The sequence below is a fragment of the Parabacteroides sp. HGS0025 genome, from assembly GCF_000969845.1.
GTDB lineage: Bacteria > Bacteroidota > Bacteroidia > Bacteroidales > Tannerellaceae > Parabacteroides > Parabacteroides gordonii.
In genome coordinates, this window is record NZ_KQ033903.1 from 894248 (window position 1) to 915633 (window position 21386).

The 21386-nt window shown below is 44.0% G+C and carries 12 protein-coding genes; 9 read left to right on the forward strand and 3 right to left on the reverse strand.

All coding sequences use genetic code 11. The features are described from left to right. Positions 1-2: 2 nt before the first annotated feature. The 3 genes from HMPREF1212_RS20615 to HMPREF1212_RS20625 form a co-directional block, all read right to left on the reverse strand. On the reverse strand, positions 3-3452 hold the full coding sequence (locus HMPREF1212_RS20615; RefSeq protein ID WP_046150905.1) for a TonB-dependent receptor: 3450 nt from the start codon (positions 3450-3452) through the stop codon (positions 3-5). Positions 3453-3663: 211 nt separating this feature from the next. Further along, positions 3664-4599, reverse strand: a complete 936-nt coding sequence (locus tag HMPREF1212_RS20620) for a FecR family protein (RefSeq protein WP_046150906.1) — start codon at positions 4597-4599, stop codon at positions 3664-3666. Between the two features lie 67 nt (positions 4600-4666). Beyond that, positions 4667-5218 carry an RNA polymerase sigma-70 factor gene (locus tag HMPREF1212_RS20625; RefSeq protein ID WP_046150907.1) on the reverse strand — a complete coding sequence of 184 codons (552 nt, stop codon included), beginning with the start codon at positions 5216-5218 and terminating at the stop codon, positions 4667-4669. Positions 5219-5517: 299 nt separating this feature from the next. Between HMPREF1212_RS20625 and HMPREF1212_RS20630 the strand changes: the two genes are divergently transcribed. The 9 genes from HMPREF1212_RS20630 (at position 5518) to galA (ending at position 21348) form a co-directional block, all read left to right on the forward strand. Beyond that, the gene (locus tag HMPREF1212_RS20630; RefSeq protein WP_046150908.1) at positions 5518-6126 is read left to right on the forward strand and encodes an HU family DNA-binding protein; all 609 of its coding nucleotides are present in this window, start codon (positions 5518-5520) and stop codon (positions 6124-6126) included. Next, positions 6123-6686, forward strand: a complete 564-nt coding sequence (locus HMPREF1212_RS20635) for an RNA polymerase sigma-70 factor (protein ID WP_046150909.1) — start codon at positions 6123-6125, stop codon at positions 6684-6686. Before HMPREF1212_RS20630 ends, HMPREF1212_RS20635 begins: the two co-directional genes overlap by 4 nt. 93 nt (positions 6687-6779) lie before the next feature. Continuing rightward, positions 6780-7745 (forward strand): FecR family protein, encoded by a 966-nt coding sequence (locus tag HMPREF1212_RS20640; protein ID WP_046150910.1) that lies wholly within the window; start codon positions 6780-6782, stop codon positions 7743-7745. Between the two features lie 243 nt (positions 7746-7988). Next, entirely contained in the window at positions 7989-11342 is a 3354-nt protein-coding gene (locus HMPREF1212_RS20645; RefSeq protein ID WP_157317085.1) for a SusC/RagA family TonB-linked outer membrane protein, read from the forward strand. Between the two features lie 29 nt (positions 11343-11371). Then, positions 11372-12982 (forward strand): RagB/SusD family nutrient uptake outer membrane protein, encoded by a 1611-nt coding sequence (locus tag HMPREF1212_RS20650; RefSeq protein ID WP_046150912.1) that lies wholly within the window; start codon positions 11372-11374, stop codon positions 12980-12982. Between the two features lie 2 nt (positions 12983-12984). Next, positions 12985-14661: an arylsulfatase gene (locus tag HMPREF1212_RS20655; RefSeq protein WP_046150913.1), complete on the forward strand. Its 1677-nt coding sequence runs from the start codon at positions 12985-12987 to the stop codon at positions 14659-14661. Positions 14662-15010: 349 nt separating this feature from the next. Continuing rightward, positions 15011-17428: a glycoside hydrolase family 95 protein gene (locus HMPREF1212_RS20665; protein WP_046150914.1), complete on the forward strand. Its 2418-nt coding sequence runs from the start codon at positions 15011-15013 to the stop codon at positions 17426-17428. 111 nt (positions 17429-17539) lie between these two features. Beyond that, positions 17540-18487, forward strand: a complete 948-nt coding sequence (locus HMPREF1212_RS20670) for an alkaline phosphatase family protein (RefSeq protein ID WP_046150915.1) — start codon at positions 17540-17542, stop codon at positions 18485-18487. A gap of 17 nt (positions 18488-18504) precedes the next feature. Further along, a complete protein-coding gene (gene galA, locus HMPREF1212_RS20675; protein WP_046150916.1) occupies positions 18505-21348 on the forward strand; it encodes a beta-galactosidase GalA in 2844 nt (947 codons plus the stop codon). The last annotated feature ends 38 nt before the right edge of the window (positions 21349-21386 follow it).

Here is a 21386-nt window from a genome sequence, read left to right on the forward strand (position 1 = left end):
ATTTAAAGATTCAAATTAAACCCTAACGATATTGTACGATAAAAAGGATATCCCCAGCTTAAACGTTCCGGATCAAAACCCATCGGCAAAGAGCTGAAAGTATGCAGATTCTCTACACTGACATAAAACTTTACCGCATTCAACCGAATCTTTTCTACCAGTGTTTTAGGCAGTGTATAACCCAATGTTACATTTTTTATACGCAAATAAGAAGCGTCCAACATATACTTTGTTTGAACTCTGCTGTTATAACTGTAATTTTCATATTCATCATAAATACGTGGTAACTTGGCTCCCGGGTTTAGAGCCGTATAATTACCATTAGCCTCATCAACCGGTTTCCAATAATCCAATTGTCCCTCATACAAACCTCCGAATTCACTCCCTCCGAACGGGAATATCGCCGTAGCAGAATAATAATCCCTTTTCCCGACTCCCTGCAATAAAACATCCAACGTCAGAGTTTTCCAGCTAACCCCCAAATTTATGCCGTAATGATAACGAGGCCGGGTATTACCAATAATTTTTCTATCTCCCGGATTATCCAACGTATTATCGCCTACATCAATTTGATTAACACTGTTTTTATCATCATGTAAATTTTTATACTTTATATCTCCGGGCTTCACTTTGACTCCTTGAACAGAAACGACTCCCTCCTTCAATTTCCAGGTATGTGTATCTTCAAAATCATCTACCGTATAGAATCCGTCTGTTACATATCCCCAAAGTTCTCCGATCTTCCGGCCGACATAATTAGTATGCTTACTGTCATCCGTATTCATCGGACTTCCTAACAAGTAATTTTTATTATCAAACCTCGTTATTTCTGTTTTAGAATCATAAATATTGAATCCGACATTATATCCCCAATCACCGATCTTATCTCTCCAACCAAGCGTTATTTCCCATCCTTTTGTCCGCAAATCCGCAACATTCTGCTCCGGAGCACTCGCACCTAACACAGAAGGTAATTCCATTCCCGGAGCCAACATATCTTTCGTATCCCGGATATACCAATCCGCAGTCAGATTCAAACGATTATTAAGCATAGATAAATCAATACCTATATCCGTTGTTTCAACCGTTTCCCAGGTAAAACTACTGCTGACCAATGCAGGAGTCCCCAATGTTGTAGGTTGTTTTCCTTCATAAATCCAAGAAGCCAAAGAAGCGCCCATTGTCGGAACAAAAGCATAATTACTGATTGACTGATTACCAATCTGTCCCCAGGAAACTCTTAGTTTAAGCTCACTCAACCATGTATCATAATCAGCCATAAAGTCTTCTTTTGCCACATTCCATCCCAAAGAAAAAGAAGGAAAGAAACCAAAGCGGCTATCTTTCGGAAATCTTGACGAACCGTCGTAACGGCCATTCGCCTCAAACAGATAACGTCCTTTGTAATCATAATTGAGGCGATAAAAAGCTCCTCGAACAGCATATTCACTGTAATCGTCTATAATCGTCCTCTCGCCTGTTGCACTACTAAATGAAGGATATTCCTCATTTATCATTCCTAAACGCTCCACCTTCAATTGCTCTTTGCGACTCGATTCTTGATTATATCCGGCCATCAGTTTAAAATTATGATCCTCTCCTATGTTAAATTGATAAGTTCCATACAGATTTATAGCATTATAATTAATTGTATATTTGGTATCTTCATATCTCGATGTTTCATAAAGCGGGACATTACCTAACTGCATCGATGTTTGATTATAAGGTTTGTCATAAATTTTCCGGTCATATACTGTTTTATCATAGGTATATTCAAAAACAGCATCTAACCCTTTAACAGGACTGAAGGTTGTTTTAGAAAAAATACGTGGATTCTCTATATTCGTTACATCTGGAGTCGCATTCAACAAACCATTCTTAGGGGTTCCTACAGGGAGCATAGTACCGTCCGCTGCAGCCATTTCTCCTTCAGGTGTCAAAGGCATATGTCCGGTTCCATAAATACCACTTCCATGCGGAACGGATTTTTTAGAACGAGCATACCGCACATCTACTTCTTGCATCAACCAGTCCGTCACATCTAAAGAAACATATGATGATGCGGTTATACGTTTATAACGATCTAAATCCGTAATTAAAACACCCTGTTCGTCATTATACCCCAAAGACAGACGATAACTCGCCTTATCAGTACCACCTGATGCCGAAACATTATGACTTTGCAAGAAACCAAAATTGTCTAATATATTCCTCGTCAAATCTTTTTCATTCAAATAATAACGTGTTCCTGCCGGATTATCTTCCGTCGGAATATAAATTCCATCTCCTACTACATTAAATCTACTCGGATCTTTTTGATATTCAGACAAATATAGCATCCACTTATCCAAGTTTTGCCCATAAACAAAATGACCAGCCAACCAATCCGTATCTTTATATACCCTCAGGAACTCCATTGCAGAAACAGGCTCCAACAGATTCACAGACTTTTGGAAACCAAAATTATTATTATAGTTCAATTGGAAACGATCTTTCTTTTTCGCTTTTTTGGTAGTCACCAATATAACACCGAATGCAGCACGTGCTCCATAAATGGCAGAAGAAGCTGCATCCTTCAATACGGATACAGATTGTATGTCTTCCGGATTCAACATGTCGATATCACCAGGTACATTATCGATCAAGACCAACGGACTACCTCCATTGATAGAGGTCGTACCACGAATATTAAAACTTTTACTTTCACCCGGAGTAGAACCTCCTGAAATATAGAGCCCCGGCATCGAACCTTGTAACGCACCCATCGCACTAACAACCGGACGATTGCCTAAAACATCTTCCATCTTTACCTGAGAGACTGCTCCGGTCAGATTCTCTCTTTTCTGAGATCCAAAACCAACAATAATAACCTCATTCAATATTTCACTATCTTCTTTCATTGTTATGGTTACAGAACTTTTTCCTTCCATAGATATCTCACTTGAAGTATACCCAATGTAAGAAACAATCAATGTTGAATTCAGCGCGACATCTATAGAAAATTTACCGTCTATATCCGTTATAGTTCCATTTGTTGTTCCTTTTTCTACCACGTTCGCGCCAATAACAGGATCACCCGACTGATCAACAACCTGACCTGTTATCTTTTTTAATGATTGCTGATCAACCATATCTCTATCAGCAATCTTTCTATCCTTAATAAGGGTTATGTTCTTACCAACCAGTTTATAGATCACACCTGTACCCTCAAATATTTTATTTAATACCTGAGATACAGATTCATTATTAGCATTCAGGGTAACTTTCCTGTTTACATTTATTTCATTCTTATCATATACAAACAGGTAATCAGTCTGTTTCTCGATCTCACTAATCACTTTCTGGACGGAAAAGCCATTAGCCAGTATCGATACTTTCGCATTCTGCGAGTTGGCTTCAACCGCAAAGAGCGTATAAATACAAGTAAACAAGGCTACAATAGTGATCTTCATAATACGAAATATATGTTTAATTTCAAGTATAGATTGTCTGTACAAAATATAATTCATAATTTTGTAGTTAATAAGTTGTTAGTACTTCGATAAATATCCCAGTTCGGGGTTCTAACCCATAACCGGTGAGCGTTGGCGCGCTTGCCGGTTTTTCATATACTTTTTACGTTTGTATCATAGGCTATCAGATTTAAAAGGTTACACAATAAGCTTAATTAATAATTATCAGATTCTTCTCCTCATCTTTCTTATAAGTGAAATGATTTGTCAATTGCAAAACACTCAGGATGTGATCCAGGCCGTCTCTTGTACGGAATTTACCGGTACAATGTCGCTTGTTCTCAAGTACGGATTTATTATTTACATCGATATTTACATCAAAATATAATTTCAATTTATCCAAGACTTCTGTCAACGGCTCATCAAAATAGAGAATACCTTCGCGCCACAGGAAATAATCCGTACTTTCTATGGGGACAACAGACAGGCCGTTATTCATAAGCACTGCACGATTATTCGGGGTAAGAGAAATGGTATGGTCGGTTATACGATCAGAAATTTCCACTTTTCCTGTCAACAAAGCGGTTTCAAATTCCTTCGATTGCTTATAGGCATTTACATTAAAGGAAGTACCCAATGCCTTAATATCATAAGTAGATGTCGAAACAATAAACGGCTTTTCCTTATTGGCCTTTACTTCAAAAAAGCCTTCACCTTCCAGAGTGACCCGCCGTTTTCCCTCAACAAAACGAGTCGGGAAATTCAATGTACTTCCTGCATTTAGCCAGACTTTTGAACCGTCCGCCAATGTCAACTGCGCATTCTGTCCGGCCGGAACATGTACGGTCTGCATAGAAATATCTTCCTCTACACCCTGATTGAGCCAATAGTTCAATGTAAATCCCAGAATAAAAACAGCTGCAATTTTCACCGCTTCGCGTAGAATAACTCGCCACCTGAACTTTTCTTTCAATGAAATTACGGCTATTTCCGGTTCTTCGTGCCAGAATCCTATTTCATACAACCGGCAAAGCTGCTGATAATGTTTCATATTTACCACATCAGCATCCAGCCATTCCGTGATCAGACGGGACTGTTCTTCCGTTGTACGACCTTCAAAATATAATTGTAATAATTTATCGTCCATATTTTATTGCTTTACACATATAAGACGATAGCCGGAGAAAGTTCACTAGTAACAAATCCGCTTTTTTTTACTGTATAAACAAAAAATAAGCCAAAGGCAGATAATCCTTTAAAGAAACACGCAAGGCTTTCAATGCTTTTGCTATATGATAATCAACTCCTTTTACCGTAATACCCAGCTCTTCGGCAATTTCCTTACCGGATTTCTGCTCGAAACGACTCATCATAAAAACCTTGCGGGTCTGCGAAGGCAGTTCTTCTAAAGTCCTGGTTAGGATCTGTTGGATTTCTTCTGAGAAAATATCATTGGGGTTACATGCTTCGAGCGTTGAAATGCGGATGGACAATTCCCGTTGTTGCCAGGCTGCCATCGCTTCAAAGGCTTCTTCTATACTAACTTGTTTTTTCAGATAGTCGAGTGATTTGTGTTTAAGTATAGTCAATAACAGGGCAAGGGGCTTCTCCACTGTCTCCTTTTTCATCGTTTCCCATAATTTGATAAGAGATTCCGTTGCTATATCTTCAGCCACCTGATCATTACGAACATACAACCGGGCAAAGCGGTATGTCTTATCATAATGCTTAATATATATGTTATTAAATCGATCGATCTCAGACATTGTTATATAATAAATATAGGAAATGCAAACTTACATAAATATCCCAGACTGCAATACAAACACAATCAAATATAACAGGGAGATAACGCCAATTACCTCCCTGCAAGATAAAATTACCCGGCAGACAGTATGGATTTCCTGGGATATATTGTACATTTGTACCGATTCTCTTTTCATACCACAGCTGTGGTATGAAAGAAACTCAACTGTGGTATGAACGGAATCCAATTGTGGCATGAAAGAAAAGCAGTTGTGGTATGCAATAGAGAAGCAATGCAAACCTTTTATTGGCTATTATTATGGGAGCAAAATACGCATTATATGAGAATCCGAATCCTAAGGGCGATGGAAAGAAACAGCCTTTACATGCCCGGATCGTGCCTAAAGGAACTATCCACACGCCTGAAATTGCAGAAGAGATAGCCGATAGCTGCGGTTATTCCACTGCAACCACCAAAGGGATGCTGGATGCCCTGGCAAAAGTGATCTCCAAAAATCTACGTAGAGGATATACCGTAGAACTGGATGATCTCGGCTCGTTCTCCATTTCCCTGAAATGCCGTCCGGTTATGGACAAGAAGGAACTTCGTTCATGGTCGGTACATTTTAATAATATCCATTTCAAAGGAAGTAAAAAGTTGAAACAAAGACTGACGGCCATTGATCTGGAGCGGGACTCGGATGCCGGTGCAACTTCTTATTCTCCCGAACAACGTAAAGGCCGGATGTTACGCATGATGGATGATAAAGAATATTTCACGGCTTCTGAATATATGCGTCTTAATGGTTGTAACCGGACAACTGCCATACGCGACCTGAATGAACTGATGGAAGACGGAAGAATAAAAAAGCTGGGACATGGAAAAGCTGTGCTATATGTACCTGTAAATAAAAAAGAAGAAGTATGACTAGCTTCCCCCAAACAGAGAATGCCGCATTTTCGAAAATATACCGGATATATTTTCCTAAACTCGTGCGCTTCTCCCGGGAATATGTAGTCTCGACCGAAGATGCGGAGAATATCGTTCAGGATATCTTCATGTATCTGTGGGAACACCGCGATATGCTGGAATCGCTGACCAATCCGAATGCCTTCCTGTTTACCCTGACCAAAAACCGGTGTATCGACTTCTACCGGCATAAAGTACGTACCGAAAGCAAGAAAGAGTCGCTCGACGCCCTGTCGGAAAGAGAGCTTAAACTGAAGATGGAGGCTTTACAGCAGTTCGACGAGAATATGTTCACCGTAGATGATATCGATGCGCTCCTCAACAAAGCGATCGCCCATCTGCCGGAAAAATGCCGCCAGGTATTTATTCTCAGCCGGATGGAAGGGATGAAGCACGAAGAGATAGCCACGCAGCTGAATATCTCCGTTAATACCGTCCAGAACCATATCGTAACCGCCCTGCGCAAACTGAAAGTCGAGTTAAAAGACTATCTTCCCCTGTTCTTCTTCATCATCTGAAATCATCAATAAAAAATAATTTACTTTTTTTGTTGTTGCCACTAGTAGATGCCCGAAACTATTTCGTCATAATAATAGAACAAGCATAATAGTATGAACGAACAACTAGATAAATATTTCCTCGGAGAACTTTCTGATGCGGAAAAGGTTCTGCTTTTCGACCGGATAGAGTCTGACCCGGACAGTAAAGCTGAATTTATCCGGATGCAGAATACCGTCACCGTATCGAAACTGGCCGGACAAAGCGAAGACGCCGAATGGAGCGGTAAGAAGATGAAGGAGCTGGAAACACGGATCAACCGCAAGCAAGCCCGTCGCCTTTATCTCAATCTGGCAAAATATGCGGCTGTCATTGCCATCCTGTTGGTAAATGTCTGGTTACTTACCGACAAATTCATTCCGGAAAAGAAAGTACCGCTTTACACGCAAATAAAGGTTCCGACCGGTCAACGTATATATATGACACTTCAGGACGGAACGGAAGCGTGGCTGAGCCCTCGCTCTGTCATCAAAATCCCGAGCGAGTTCAGTAAGGAAGAGCGTTCGGTGGAACTGGATGGTGAAGGATTTTTCTCGGTAACGAAGGATGCGAAACGACCTTTTATTGTAAAGACACAGGGATATAATATTAAAGTTCTCGGAACGAAGTTCAACGTTTTTGCCTACACAAAGAGCAAGCGTTTTGAGACAAATCTGGTGGAGGGTAGTGTACAAGTGATCAACAACAAGCAGCCGGAAGAGCATATGATCTTGAAACCGAATGAAATGGTGTCTTTAAAGGATGGCGTACTTGTAAAATCGATTGCTGCATTCAATAATGAAGAATACCTGAAAAGTGGAATATTCTATTTCAGCAACAAGAAATTCTCAGAGGTACTAGACTATCTCACTTTATGGTATAAGGTCAAATTTGAAGTGAAAGATTCTGCTCAAATTGACAAGTATGTATCCGGAAAGTTCAGGCAAAGTGATGATATAGAAAGGATACTGAAAGCATTACAAGGGGTACATCACTTCCGGTATAAAATAGAGAACAATGAAGAAATCAAAATATACTAATATAATATTCATTTAAAAAAAGCGAATGCCTATGAAGTAAACACAATCATTTCAGGAGGAATGGTATAAAAATGGGGCAAGTGTTACCAGCACTTACCCCGGAGTCAATACCTTTCTTTTATGTATCCACAAAAAATCAAAAACAGTATTAACTTTAAAAGTACAAGCAAAGTTATGAAAAAAAACTTATTGCTATTATTCAATTGTGCCTTTTATCTTGAATTAAAGCATATAATTCGTATTATGAAAATCGCAACAATTATCACGTTAATCGCAGTCTTCCAAATAAGTGCGACCACTTTGCATTCACAAAATGCCAAAGTAAACATCAGTAAGAGTGATCTGCCGCTCAAAGAGTTCATTCAGGAGATCGAGAAGCAGACGGACTATTTATTTATGTATAGTGAAAAGGAGATCGACATGCAACAACAAGTGCATGTAAACGCTAAGAACAAGCCTGTATCAAAAGTACTTGAGGAGGCTTTGGCCGACAGTGAAATCAAATATAATTTCAACGAAGGATATATTTCACTGAGTAAAGTCAAGAATGTAACCGTCAGTCAAGAAGGTAGGAAAGTAACCGGTATCGTAAAAGATCCCACAGGCTATCCGGTAATCGGTGCTAATATCATGGTGAAAGAAACCACCAATGGTACTATTACCGATATAGACGGAAAGTTTACTCTGGAAGTACCTGCAAATGCTACTTTGTCAATCTCTTATATCGGTTATCTACCGCAAGAGATCGCTACAGGTAATCAGTCTGACTTCTCCATCCTGCTGAAAGAGGATACACAGGCATTGGAAGAAGTAGTAGTTGTCGGTTACGGTCAGCAAAAGAAAGTCAGTATAACCGGTGCTGTCGGTAATATCAAGAGCGACAACATCAACCGTCTGGCCAATAGTACCACAGCTTCTATGCAAGGTGTATCACCGGGTTTAACGATCCTGGACAAAGGAGGATCACCGGGTCGTGCCAGCACTACACTTCGTATCAGAGGTATCACTACTATTAACAACGATAAAAATATTGACCGTAATGAGGCTTTATTGCTGGTAGACGGTGTTGAACAGCGTATCTCCGATATCAACCCGGACGATATTGAAAGTATCTCTATCCTGAAAGATGCTTCTACGACAGCCATCTACGGTTCGCGTGCCGCTAACGGAGTTGTGCTCGTAACAACCAAACGTGGAAAAGAAGGAAAGATCAGAATGGATTTCAATACTTACTGGGGGATCCAAAGTGTGACCAACAAACCGGAACACATGGAAACAGTCACTTATATGCAGCAGCAGAATTATGCTTTCCAGAATGCCGGACAAGCTCCTCGTTATTCCGACACTTTTATCAAAGAATGGCAGGCTAATCACAAAAGCGATCCTATCACATACCGTAAAGCCAACCAATGGCAGGATGCAGTTTACAGTTCTGCCCTGCAACAGAATTACAGCCTTACCGTAAGCGGTGGTAACGAAAAAGCAAGAGGTTTGATGGCGTTGCGTTATTACGATCAGGACGGTGTTGTTCCAAACTATAAATCCGACATCAAAGAAATCCGTGTAAACACAGACTTTAAACCCTTCGAACGACTGAAGATATCGGCGGATGCCAATTTCAGAAGCAGTTATTCCAAAGCACCTATCGATGCCTACGAATACGATAAAAATGGTGGTGGTATTTTCTACTCCATGTATCATGCCACACAATTCGTTGTTCCGCAATATCCTGACGGCAGCTACGGATTGGGTAACAAAAATGCCAACCCGCTGATGCTGGCCGAAATGGGCGGAACAGACAAGCAATGGAACAATTTATTCATCGGAAACATTAAGGCTGAATTACAAATTATCGACGGCCTGAAGTTTACAGCCCAGTATGCACAACGTTACGGCTTCAATAAGACCGTTAAATTCGAAAATGCCTATACGGTAGTGGATCATCAATATCTGGACTGGACAGCTACGGCAAAAGACGAGCCTTATAATCCGAGCAGCAACCGCCAGCGTACCAGAAATATTTCACGTAACAGCATGGACGACAAACGGGAAGATACCAACGAATATACACTCAACCTGTTGTTGAACTACGAAAAGCAGCTAGGTAAACATAACTTACAAGCCCTGGCCGGTTTCTCGCAGATAAAGAATGAATGGACACACAACCAGGCACAACGCTGGGACTTCTATAACAACGATGTTCCTTCCATCAACATGGGTTCCGAAAGCTCCTGGAAAAGCTACGGATACAACAATGAATTCGCCCTGCGCTCTTATTTCGGTCGTCTGAACTATAATTACGACAACCGTTACCTGCTCGAAGCGAATCTGCGTTATGACGGAACATCCCGTTTCACCGGAGATAATCAATACGGAACATTCCCCTCCTTCTCCGCCGGTTGGCGCATCTCCAACGAAGCATTCTGGAGCGATGAATTGCGTAATATCGTTTCTGACCTGAAGCTGAGAGCTTCCTGGGGTAAAACCGGTAACCAGACTGCCGATCTATATGCCTTCTACGAAAGTTATACCTCTACCTCTTATAATTTTGGCGGTAACCTGGTACAAGGCTATATGCAGAAGGAACTTGCCAACAAAGACCTGAAATGGGAAACAAGTACACAAACCGACGTCGGTATCGATGCTGGCTTCCTTAACAACCGCCTGACGCTTACAGCCGACTATTATTATAAGAAAACAGACGGTATCCTGGTGAAACTACCGATCTCCGGAACTATCGGCCTCGATGCTCCGGTACAAAATGCTGCCGTTGTCGACAATAAAGGTTTCGAGTTGGCTCTCGACTGGAAAGATAATATCGGTGATTTCTATTATGGCGTCAACTTCAACATCTCCAACAACTGGAACAAGGTGATCAGCCTGGGTGGTGCAAATCCGACCCTCGACGGAGGAACAGCCGACGTTATAACAACTGTCCGGGAAGGTTATCCGATCAACTCTTACTGGGGTTACCAGACAGACGGATTCCTGACACAGGAAGATCTCGATAGTAATTATCCTGTTTATGATAGTAGAATGACATTGGGTGATGTTAAATACGTAGACCGCAACAAGGATGGCAAGATTGATGCAGAAGATATGACCGTGATCGGTAACGAGTTCCCGCGCTACCCGTTCGCCTTCTCTGCCAACTTTGCTTATAAAGGTTTCGACTTCTCCTTCATGTTCCAGGGAGTGATGGATGCCCAGACCCGCGTATCAGGAGCATTGGCTGAAGGTGGTAACTTCGAAGGCTTCACCCTCGATATATTCAAGGATTACTGGACACCGGAGAATACGAATGCTCGTTTCCCCCGTCCACGTAAGAGTGTGGATTACAACTCTATGATGTCTGACTTCTGGGTAATAGATGCCGGTTACATCCGTCTGAAAAATGTACAGTTAGGCTATACGCTCCCGAAGACATTGAGCCAGAAAGCTTACCTCGACAAAGCACGTATTTACCTGGCCGGAAGCAATCTGCTGACATTCTCGCCGCTCAAGGAATGGGGACTGGACCCGGAATTCGTATCAGGACGTTTTCTGTATTATCCTCAGACTTCGGTATATACAATCGGAGTTAACTTGACATTCTAAATACTATTAATATTGAAATATAATTCATTATGAAGAAGATTTTTATATATCTAGCCTTACCATGTATCGTATTCGGATGCGACGTACTCGATACGATACCGACCGACCGTATTTCTTCTGAAGTATTCTGGAAAACCGACAAGGATGCCGAATATGCATCTAACGCCATCTATCGTTTCCTGGAAGACCACGGTACTTTACTGAGCCGTGACGAGATGTCGGATATTGCACGTGCCACTTTCGAAACCTCAGACGAAACAAAGATAGAAGCCAGTATCGCAGACCCGCAAACCAACCTTTTCCAAAATACCTGGAATGATCTGTACAAAGGTATCCGCCGTTGTAACGACTATATGGCCAACGTTGACAAGATAACTTCTGAAAACGAATCCAAAGTAAATACCTATACGGCTGAAGTTCGTACCCTACGTTGCTATTTCTACTCCCGTCTGGTAGCCTATTTTGGTGATCTTCCCCTGATTACTACACCGATCGGCATCAGTGAGTCGAAAGAACTGACACGGACTCCTGTCTCTGAAATATACGATTTCATCTACAAGGAACTGACAGAAGCAGCCAATGATCTGCCGGTAAAAGCCAGCGAAACAGGCCGTGTAACTAAAGGGGCGGCTCTCGGTATACTGGCACGCACCATGTTGTTTGCTGCAGGCAATGTGACGGGTACGGACGACCAGGCGACATTATACTATCAACGGGCTAAAGAAGCCGCTGATGCAGTAATCGCCTCCGGAACTTATTCATTACTGCCTACTTATAAAGAATTATTTACGTACGAGAATGAAAACAATCAGGAGGTTATTTTCGACAAACAATTCATGAAGGATGTATACTCCAACTCGGTTATGAATAATTTCGGAGCCGTATCATTGGGTAACAACGGTTCGATGATGTCGCCTACTGCCGTACTTGTCGATGAATATGAAACGACCAACGGAAAGAAGATCACGGAAGACAGTTCTTACGATCCTACGAATCCTTACGAAGGTCGTGACCCGCGCCTCAGTTACACACTGTATGTACCGGGCGACGAACTGCCTAACGGAACGATATACGATTCCCGTCCGGGATGGAGTACTACAGGCGATGTGATCGGAGCCAGTTACCAGGTTTCCAAGACCGGATTACTTCCGAAGAAATATATCAATGCGGAAGATATCGGCCAGAGTAACCGAACCAACTGTGGTATCAACCTGATCATCATGCGTTATGCGGAAATCCTGCTGACTGCAGCTGAAGCCCGTATCGAACTGAACACAGAAACGGATCTGGCCTTGCAATATATCAACCAGGTTCGCCAGCGTCCGGATGTAAACATGCCGGTATTATCAGGTATCACCTCGCAGGCTGCCCTACGCGAAGTCGTACGGCATGAAAGAACAGTTGAACTTGCATTGGAAGGCCACCGTTTCTTTGACATCCGTCGCTGGAAAATTGCTGAAGATGTATGCAATATGGATCAGATCGAAGGTATGCGTTATGTAGATAAAGAAACAGGAAAACTTGTAACGGTTACCACCGACTATAAGAAGAAGTTCACATCCAGAGATTATCTGTGGCCTGTTCCATACAACGAAAGACAATTAAATAATAATCTAACCCAAAATAATGGCTGGAATTGATCATGAAAACAGTTGTATTTAAAACATTACCCATTGCAGCGTTGGCCTTTTCGGCCAGCGTGTGCAATGCACAGGAAAATAACAAAGAAAGTAAACCCAATATCCTAGTGATCCTGGCGGATGATATGGGATTCTCCGACCTGGGGTGTTATGGTGGAGAGATCCATACTCCCAACCTGGATAAGCTGGCAGCAGAAGGGCTTCGCTTCACTCATTTTTATAATACAAGTCGTAGTTGTCCGACCCGTGCATCGTTGTTGACAGGGCTTTACCAGCATCAGGCAGGTATCGGGCGTATGACCTTCGACGATAATCAGCCGGGTTATCGCGGTACGATGACACACAACGGAGTTACCATCGCCGAAGCTCTGAAGGAAAACGGTTACCAGACAGCCTGGGTCGGTAAATGGCATATTGCGGAAACACCTTTGCGTCCCGATCAGCGTCAGTGGCTGGCACACCAGGTGCAGCACGATGAATTTGCACCCAAAGATAACTATCCGATCAACCGTGGTTTCCAGGATTGTTACGGTACGATCTACGGAGTGGTGGATTATTTCGACCCGTTCAGCCTGATCAGTGGAGATAAACCGGTGAATTCTGTTCCGGATGATTATTACAGCACGATCGCACTGGCCGATACGGCAGTCGCCTACGTGAATAAATATGCGGAAACCGATAAGCCTTTCTTTATGTACCTGGCTTTCCACTGTCCGCACTGGCCGTTGCATGCATTGCCTGAAGATATAGAAAAATATAAGGATACCTATAAAGACGGCTGGCAGGCTATCCGCGAAGCCCGTTACCAGCGGATGAAAGAGATGAAACTGTTCGGTGATGCCGACAATTTCCTATCTCCCCGTCAGTTCTCCGACTCCTGGGAAGAGAACCCGACCAAAGAGTGGGATGCGCGTGCGATGGCAGTCCATGCAGCGATGGTAGACCGTATGGATCAGGAGATCGGCCGTGTGATAGAGACGCTCCGCAAAAATGGGCAGCTGGATAACACGTTGATCCTCTTTATGTCGGACAACGGTTGTAGTAACGAAGACTGTCAGAATTATTCGGAAGGGGAAAACGACCGTCCGGCAGAAACACGCGATGGCCGTAAGATTGTTTATCCGAAAGAGAAAGAGGTAATGCCCGGCCCGGAAACGAGTTATGCTTCAGTCGGAGCAAGATGGGCGAATGCCGCCAATACCCCATTCCGTTTCTGGAAAGCGAAATCGTATGAAGGAGGAATTTGTACCCCGATGATCGCCCACTGGCCGAAAGGGATCAAGCAGCCGAAAGGAAGTGTTAATACGCAAATGGGGCATGTGATGGATATCATGGCAACTTGCCTGGATATCTCCGGTACAAAATATCCCACCGAATATAACGGCCATAAGATAATTCCCTTGGCAGGCGAGAGCTTGAACCCTATATTTAAAACCGGTACACGTAAAGGGCATGACGAATTATGCTTCGAGCATTTCAACGAGAAAGCCTTGATCGATGCTTCAGGCTGGAAGATCGTCTGGCCGAACAGTACGAAAAGCTGGGAACTGTACAACCTGAACGAAGACCGCAGTGAAATGCATAATCTGGCTGACCAGTATCCGGATAAGGTGAAAGATATGGTAGCACGGTATCTGGAGTGGGAAAAAGACTATATGGTTGTTCCCCGTCCGCAATAAGAATAAAGTAACAAAACCTGAACCTCTGAATGAACTGCATTTCGTTTGTTTGTACAACTTTCGAAGTGCAGTTTGTGTTTCTAAAAATCACAGAAAAGACATACTTCCCTTACTGTTTTACCAGTAAGCATTTTGAATTATCCGGTAGAAACATTTATTATCTCCATAAAAGGCCTATTATTACTCTGATAATACCGAATTATGCAAAATTTCCACCTCATTTTATCAACTATAACAAAATTCTGTTCTTTAATTTTACACAGTCCTTATTTTACTATCTTCATACAGAAGTAATATTAAAGGCAATGGTGGGTTTCCCTGATTATATCCATAAGAAAATTAATAAGTTATGAAGAAACAATTTAGAAGCGTAGCATCTGCCATAGGTATTTTTTCTCTCTGTTTTACCGCCTGCTCGGTAAAACACCAGGATGCACCATTAACATTATGGTACAACACGCCTGCCGACGCAACCGTCGCAGATAATCCCAACACGGGATACAAAGACGATCCGGAATGGCTGAAGGCTTTACCCCTGGGAAACGGTTCACTCGGAGCCATGGTATTCGGAGATGTCCATAAGGAACGCATCCAACTGAATGAAGAGACAATGTGGTCAGGAAGTATGCAGGATTGCGACAATCCCGAAGCTGCCAAACATGTGGAAAAGATCAAACAATTATTATTTGACGGTAAATATAAAGAAGCAACAGAGCTGACGAACCGCACACAGGTATGCACCGGAGAAGGTTCCGGCCACGGACAGGGCAGCAACGCCCCTTTCGGATGTTATCAAACGATGGGCGACTTATGGATCGACTTCGATAATAAATCGCCCTACACCGACTACCGAAGGGATTTGAATCTGAACGATGCGACAGCTCGGGTTTCTTACAAGCAAGGAGAAGTCCGTTTCAAACGTGAAATCTTTATCAGCCACCCGGACCAAGCGATGGTCATGCGGTTATCGGCAGATAAGAAGCAACAACTCTCTTTCACTTGCCGGTTGAACCGCCCGGAACGTTATTCCACCTATGCGGAAAACGAGCAATTGATCATGGCAGGGGCTCTTTCGGACGGCAAAGAGGGCGACGGACTCCAATACATGACGCGGTTAAAAGCTGTGCCGATAAATGGTACCGCCACCTATTCCGATTCGACACTGACCGTAAAAGGTGCCGACGAGGTATTGCTTTTCCTGACCGCCTCAACGGATTACAAAATGGAATACCCTTCCTACAAAGGGCGCGATTTCCGTGGTATTACCGAAGCATCCCTGAATAATGCCGTCGGCAAATCATACGACCAGCTTTACAAAGCGCATGTAAAAGAATATGCCGATTATTTTCAAAGAGCCGACCTGTTGCTGACCGATGCCCCCGACACGATCCCGACCGACGTAAAGGTACAGAACGCCCGAAAAGGGACGATAGACCCTCACTTGTACGAACAGATGTTCCAATACGGCCGTTATCTCTTGATTGCGTCGTCACGACCGGGAACTATGCCCGCCAACCTGCAAGGCATCTGGGCGAACAAGCTGCAGACGGCCTGGAACGGCGACTATCATACCGATGTCAATATCGAAATGAATTACTGGCCTGCCGAAGTAACCAACTTGTCGGAAATGCATCTGCCAATGTTCGACCTGATTGCATCGTTGGTTGAACCGGGAACGAAAACAGCACAAATCCAATACAATAAGAAAGGATGGGTAGTACACCCTATCACGAATGTATGGGGATATACTTCGCCGGGCGAAGCAGCTTCCTGGGGCATGCATACCGGTGCTCCGGCATGGATTTGCCAACATATCGGCGAGCATTACCGGTTTACGGGCGATAAGGACTTTTTACGTAAGACCTATCCGGTCTTAAAAGGGGCGGTTGAGTTTTACATGGACTGGTTGACCGAGCACCCGACAACCAAAGAGTTGGTTTCCGGCCCCGCTGTTTCTCCGGAAAATACCTTTGTCGCTCCCGACGGCAGCCATAGCCAAATCAGCATGGGACCTGCTCACGACCAGCAAACCATCTGGCAGCTATTTGATGACTTCGCGATGATCTCCAACGAATTATCCATCGATGACGACTTTACCCGCCAGGTCGTAGGTGCCCAAAAACGTTTGGCAGGTACGAAAATTGGTTCCGATGGACGTATCATGGAATGGACGGATGAATTCCCGGAGGTAGAACCCGGTCACCGTCATATCTCCCACCTGTTCGCCATCCATCCGGGGTCGCAGATCAACATGCTGCAAACTCCCGACTTGGTCGAGGCAGCCAACCAATCGCTGGATTACCGCATTCAGCATCGCAGAGGGTATGTCGGCTGGAGTTCCGCCTGGGCAATCAGCCAGTACGCCCGCTTGCATCAAGCCGAAAAAGCAAAAGAAAACCTGGATGATGTTATCGGGAAATGCATCAACCCGAACCTCTTCACGATATGCCCGCCTTTCCAGATCGATGCCAACTTCGGAACCACAGCCGGTATAGCCGAAATGCTGTTGCAGAGTCATGTGTACGATCAGGGAGGTTATATCATTCAATTACTTCCCTCCCTTCCTGCCGATTGGAAAAAAGGAGAGTTCTCCGGCTTAAAAGCCCGTGGTGGATTTGAAGTGGCTGTGAAATGGGAAAACGGACAAATTGTAGACGCTTCCGTTAAATCGTTACAAGGGAATAAATTCCGTATCTGGTACAACGGTAATTATTTGCAGGCAGATGATTTAAAAGAAGGAGAAACTTGGAAATGGAATAAACAATAGATAAAAAAGCGCAAAGGTTTGCGTACATTTTTCATTAAGGAAGTGAAGTTATGAACAATATATTCCACTACCTTTGATAGCAAATCTTCTTACTTATACTCACGACATAATATGAAAAACTCAAGAAGAAACTTCTTCAAAAAAGGTTTGGCAGGAGCTGTTGCATTAGGCACTGCATCTATTACCCAACCCGTAACGGCAATTACAGCAAAAGTAAACGCATCTGCAGCAAAACGCATCGTTTTAATATCACTCGATGGCATCTGCGTTGACGGATTTCTGAAAGCAAAAACTCCCAACCTGGACGCATTACTGGCAGAAGGTTCACTCTCGCTCGATACCCGTGTGGTTATGCCCTCGGTCACTTTGCCAAACTGGACAAGTCACCTGACCGGAAGCGGCCCCGAACAGCACGGTGTCGTGGATAACAGCTGGGAAATCTCCAAATTCATATTGCCTGCAATAGAAACTGACAGCGAAGGTTACTACCCTTCGGTATTTAAAGTACTGAAAGAGGCACTTCCGCAGGTAAAAACAGCATTTTATTATAACTGGATCAATTTGTTCTATCCCTATAATAAACAGTATCTGGACGAAGTAAGCTACCTGGAAGAAGATGCTTATGTGCCTAATTATGAAAAGGCTCTTTCCTTTCTGAAGGAGAACCGGAAACATCCGACATTGGTCTTTCTTTACTCTGTCCATACCGACCATGCCGGGCACAAATATAAATGGATGTCCCCAGAATATATAAAATCCATCGAGGAAGCGGATGTTGAGATCGGGCGATTCATTGACAAAATGAAGCAGGAAGGATTATATAATGACACCCATTTCATGTTCCTTACCGATCATGGCGGTATCAATTACGGACATGGCGGAGTGAGCACGGATGAAATGATCGTACCCTGGGGTATCACCGGGCCGCGAATAAAAAAAGGATTCAAAATAACAGAAGCCAACAATACCGTAAACACAGCTGCTACTATCCTGCATCTGTTCAAGGTGAAACAACCCTTATCCTGGACAGGAGAGGTAATAGAGTCTATATTCAAATAAATCTATAACAAAAAACTATGACAACACTCAAAAGTTTTCTACTTCTTTTGTGCATCAGCTTCTCTTTGCAGGCTTATGCACAGGAAAAAGTAACCACCCGCGAAGTCCTGTCTTTGGATAAAGGCTGGAGCTTCCATTTGGGAGATATTCCCTACCCTGTTATCAAAGGGCATAACGCTACTTACCGGAACGCCAAGGCCGGATATGTGAGCGGAGCCGCTTCCCCGAACTACGACGATTCTTCCTGGCGCATCGTAGACCTTCCTCACGATTGGGCGATTGAAGGAAAGGTGGATCCGGAAGCCAACCTTTCGCAAGGATACTACAATCGTGGTTTCGGTTGGTATCGCCGTAAATTCAAATTGTCTCCCGAAGATAAAGGAAAACATCAGGAAATACAGTTTGACGGTATCGCTACCCATGCAACGATCTGGGTAAACGGAACCGTACTGCATCGTAACTGGTGCGGCTATACTTCCATGTATATCGACATTACTCCCTATGCGACTTATGGCGATGATGTAAATACCATTGCCGTACGTGTGGATGCGGATGCACAGGAAGGCTGGTGGTACGAAGGAGCCGGTATCTACCGGCATACCTGGTTGGTAAAACGTTCGCCGCTGCATATCATTACCGATGGCGTATTTGCCAACCCTATAAAGAAAACAGAAAGCCAGTGGGAGATACCTGTAGAAGTTTCCTTATATAATTCAGGTAAACTTCCGGCAAATAGTGAATTTGAAGTGTCTCTGTTTGCTCCTGATGGCCAATCGATCACCACACAAACCCAAAAACTCTCCGTCGGAGCATTGGGAGAAGAGATTGCCAAACTGTCGATGACAGTTGAAAACCCTCAACTTTGGTCACCGGACAGCCCTGCACTTTACAAGGTGAAAACCGTTGTCAAACAGAATGGTACTACAATGGATAAAGCAGAAACCAACTGCGGTTTCCGAACCATCCGCTTCGACAACAAGACTGGCTTCTGGCTGAATGGGGAGAATATTAAGATAAAAGGCGTATGTAATCATCAAGACCATGCCGGAGTAGGCGTAGCTGTTCCGGATGCCTTATGGGAATTCCGTCTCCGCAAATTAAAGGAAATGGGGGTTAATGCTTATCGCGTTGCCCATAACCCGGTAGCCAAAGAATTTATGGCGGCCTGCGACAGCATGGGGATCATGCTACTGGATGAAAACAGATTATTCAATACATCCCCCGAATATGTTCGGCAGTTGGAATGGCAGATTCGACGCGATCGTAACTGCCCGAGTGTAATCCTTTGGTCGGTATTCAACGAAGAGCCGATGCAAGGTACCGAAAACGGAGTTGAAATGGTACGCCGCATGTACGACGTCGTGAAGAAGATGGACCCGACACGCCCCATCACTGCTGCCATGAATGGTGGATTCTTCTCCGAATATAATGTATCGCAAGCCGTAGATGTCGGTGGATTCAACTATCAGATCGAAAGTTATGATCGTTTCCATGAAGAAAATCCGGACCTGCCTCTAACCAGTACTGAAGACGGTTCCGCTTTCATGATCCGGGGCGAATATGTCACAGACCGGTCGAAAAACCTGATGGACTCATACGATACACAATGTGCCGACTGGGGAGCTACCCACCGCAGGGCCTGGAAAGCCGTGGCGGAACGTCCCTGGATGGCCGGTTGCTTCTACTGGACCGGATTCGATTATCATGGCGAACCCACTCCGCATCGCTGGCCTACAGTCAGTTCTTTCTTCGGCATTATGGACTTGTGCGGATTCCCCAAAATGGCTTATCACCTGCATCAGGCACAATGGGTAAAAGACAAACCTGTCCTGGAACTGGTACCTCATTGGAACTGGCCGGCCGATTCCATCGGAAAGCCGATCAAGGTAATGGCATTAAGCAATGCCGACAAAGTAAAATTGTTGCTGAACGGTAAAGAGATCTCTGAGCAAACGGTAGACCCGTACGAAATGAATACCTGGTCTGTCCCCTATAAACCGGGCAAGCTGGAAGCTATCGGCTACAAGAACGGAAAGATCGTTTCACGTACCAAGGTAGAAACGACCAAAGAGCCTGTACAGGTTCGCCTGACACCCTACCGTAACAGCCTGGCAGGTGATGGCCGGGACGCTATGCCGGTGACCGTTGAGGTTGTCGACTCCAAAGGCCGTCATGTCCCGACAGCCGATAACATGATCGAATTCACCGTTATAGGCCCTGCCGAAATCATCGGTCTGGGAAATGGTAATCCGAACTGCCATGAACCGGAAAAAGGGAATAAACGCAGCTTGTTCTATGGTCTTGCCCAGGTTATCATCCAGAGCAAGGAAGGTTCGGGGCCAATCACCCTGACAGCCTCAACACCGGGATTAAAACCGGCTACCATCACGATCAACGCCGACCAGGTAGCCCCTGTCCCGTCCATTCCGGCTGAAAACCCGCCGATGTTGCTGAATAAATGGGTAGCTTCTCCCCTTTCCACCGAAAAGCCCGATGCCACCCGTCAGATAGCAGATAACGACATGAACAGTTGGCAGCCTATCTCCGGCGGCGACCTGATCAAATTGGAGAATGCCAACTTCGTTATTTTACGTGCTACATTCAATCCTTACCAGGCTCACCGGCAAGAAGGCGGAAGCATCCTCTTCAAACAACTGACAGGGAAAGCCGAAATCTGGCTGAACGGCCAACTGATCGGCTCTAAAACGACAGACAAAGAAGAAGACTTCACCGTTGAATTCCCGGCGATCAAGGATAGATGCGACCTGCGCGTCCTGCTGAATGGTACAGCTAATGAGTCCGTAGGCTTAAAAGGCAATGTAACAGTTCGTACGAAACGTTCGGCATCAGTTTCCGATTAGAACATGTTCGTGCCGGCAAACTAAAAAAGAGGGATGTG

What these genes read in the sequence shown, in the direction of transcription:
- HMPREF1212_RS20625 (WP_046150907.1), bottom strand. Translation starts at nt 5,218, where the DNA reads ATGTCTGAGATCGATCGATTTAATAACATATATATTAAGCATTATGAT.
- galA (WP_046150916.1), top strand. Translation starts at nt 18,505, where the DNA reads ATGACAACACTCAAAAGTTTTCTACTTCTTTTGTGCATCAGCTTCTCT.
- HMPREF1212_RS20650 (WP_046150912.1), top strand. Translation starts at nt 11,372, where the DNA reads ATGAAGAAGATTTTTATATATCTAGCCTTACCATGTATCGTATTCGGA.
- HMPREF1212_RS20655 (WP_046150913.1), top strand. Translation starts at nt 12,985, where the DNA reads ATGAAAACAGTTGTATTTAAAACATTACCCATTGCAGCGTTGGCCTTT.
- HMPREF1212_RS20615 (WP_046150905.1), bottom strand. Translation starts at nt 3,452, where the DNA reads ATGAAGATCACTATTGTAGCCTTGTTTACTTGTATTTATACGCTCTTT.
- HMPREF1212_RS20640 (WP_046150910.1), top strand. Translation starts at nt 6,780, where the DNA reads ATGAACGAACAACTAGATAAATATTTCCTCGGAGAACTTTCTGATGCG.
- HMPREF1212_RS20670 (WP_046150915.1), top strand. Translation starts at nt 17,540, where the DNA reads ATGAAAAACTCAAGAAGAAACTTCTTCAAAAAAGGTTTGGCAGGAGCT.
- HMPREF1212_RS20620 (WP_046150906.1), bottom strand. Translation starts at nt 4,599, where the DNA reads ATGGACGATAAATTATTACAATTATATTTTGAAGGTCGTACAACGGAA.
- HMPREF1212_RS20630 (WP_046150908.1), top strand. Translation starts at nt 5,518, where the DNA reads ATGGGAGCAAAATACGCATTATATGAGAATCCGAATCCTAAGGGCGAT.
- HMPREF1212_RS20645 (WP_157317085.1), top strand. Translation starts at nt 7,989, where the DNA reads ATGAAAATCGCAACAATTATCACGTTAATCGCAGTCTTCCAAATAAGT.
- HMPREF1212_RS20665 (WP_046150914.1), top strand. Translation starts at nt 15,011, where the DNA reads ATGAAGAAACAATTTAGAAGCGTAGCATCTGCCATAGGTATTTTTTCT.
- HMPREF1212_RS20635 (WP_046150909.1), top strand. Translation starts at nt 6,123, where the DNA reads ATGACTAGCTTCCCCCAAACAGAGAATGCCGCATTTTCGAAAATATAC.